Here is a 1,556-nt window from a genome sequence, read left to right as displayed (position 1 = left end):
CGTCGTGGCCGCCGAACCGCCGCTGCCTGATCCCGCCGGGGAGATCGTCATAGCACTCCTGTCCCGGGTCGGCCTTGCAGGCCGGGCAGCTTCTCGTGGTCCAGTGCCGCCGCGCCACCTGTCTGTGCAGCGCGGGGCGGTTGGTCGGTCGGGACGCGAGCGTGGCGGCCACCGTCTGAATCCGGCTCCTACCTGCCGCACGCTGGCTGATCATCCCGCTGACACGGCCTCAGCCCCCGTGGCAGGGTGCGGTGATCGGATCAGTAGACGGCAGGGGGCTCCCGTGGAAGCACGAATGTGGAACGGTCTGGTCAGCGTCGTGAAGGAGACGTACACCGGCTCGAGCAAGGGGGCCGTGCCGCGCCTTCTGATGATGCCGCTGGTGCGCGGCGAGCTGGTGCCGCCGATCCAGGCCGCGGTGAACTTCTCCTTCACTCCCATCGAGCTGGACCACCCCGATCAGTTCGGCGTCACCGTCGTGCTGATGGAAGAGGACGGCTACCGCGTCAGCCTGACCGAAGCGTTCGCCCGCTGAGCCCGTGGCCCGCGACTTCGACGACGACGCGCCCCGTCGCATCCAGGACGCGAACGAACTGTTCCTCGCCCGCCGGCGGGACGCCGACGAACGGATCCATGTGGTGACCACCAACCTCGTCATCGACGCCCAGGAGAAGCTCGCCCGGCGTCGGCGGCTGGACCGCATCTGGCGCGCCGGGGCGGCCGTCAGCTGGCTGTCCTTACTCACCGCCGTCATCGGCACAGGCATCGCGGCCCTCACCACGGGCGACCTGGCGCGGTTCGTCCTGGGCGGCCTGATCTGCGGAAGCCTGCTCCTGATGTCCCTGCTGGCGCTGGTCGGCGTCCACTTCGCCGGGCGGGACCTGCCCACCCTCCAGCGTCTGGAGGCGCAGCTCGCCTCCGCGCAGGAGTCGCTGTGGCAGCAGAAGGCCAAGAGCAGCCCGGCCCTGGACGACCGGCGCAAGCTCTACCGCGAGGAAGTCACCACCGCGATCGAGCAGTACCAGGCCGAAAGCCGCAAGTACCGGGCGATCCACAACAGCCTGCAGATCCTCATCATGGTCGGCTCCGCCTCCACGACCACGATCGCGGCCCTGGACACCGGCAGACAGCTGACCTGGCAGAGCGTCACCCTCACCGTCATCAGCTTCGCCATCACAGTGGCCGCGATGTTCACCGGCTACTACAAGTTCCGCGAGCGCAGCTACTTCCTTCAGCAGACCGCCGACGCCATCGAGGAAGAGGCCAACGCCGTCCGGCTCGGCATCGGCCCCTACAACGAGTACGGGCCCGGCCAGGAGGGCGAGGCGCTGAAGAAGTTCACCCAGCGCGTCGAAGAGCACCGCAACGAGCAGCGCCGCCGCCAGCAGCAGCTGGACCAACCCGCCGACCAGGCCACGCCCACGGGGCAGCCGCCCGCCGCCTGACCCGAGCCTCAGCCCCGCGGCAGCCGGCCTCCTCGGCGCTCGGACCGCACGGGGGCCAGCGGGGCCGACAGGACGCGAGGGGGCACCGTCCCGCCGTGTGGGGGATCATCC

Annotated in this window: 2 protein-coding genes; both read left to right on the top strand. The window is 70.1% G+C overall.

What is annotated here, in order from left to right:
* The first annotated feature begins 295 nt into the window (after positions 1 to 295).
* On the top strand, positions 296 to 535 hold the full coding sequence (locus NBG84_RS40005) for a hypothetical protein (RefSeq protein WP_250924661.1): 240 nt from the start codon (positions 296 to 298) through the stop codon (positions 533 to 535).
* Positions 536 to 539: 4 nt separating this feature from the next.
* The gene (locus NBG84_RS40000; RefSeq protein ID WP_250924660.1) at positions 540 to 1,445 is read left to right on the top strand and encodes a DUF4231 domain-containing protein; all 906 of its coding nucleotides are present in this window, start codon (positions 540 to 542) and stop codon (positions 1,443 to 1,445) included.
* Positions 1,446 to 1,556 lie beyond the last annotated feature (111 nt).

It is taken from the genome of Streptomyces albipurpureus (assembly GCF_023701525.1).
Taxonomy (GTDB): domain Bacteria; phylum Actinomycetota; class Actinomycetes; order Streptomycetales; family Streptomycetaceae; genus Streptomyces; species Streptomyces albipurpureus.
The sequence above is the reverse complement of the archived record's forward strand: the minus strand, read 5'-3'. Positions and strand labels throughout refer to the sequence as shown.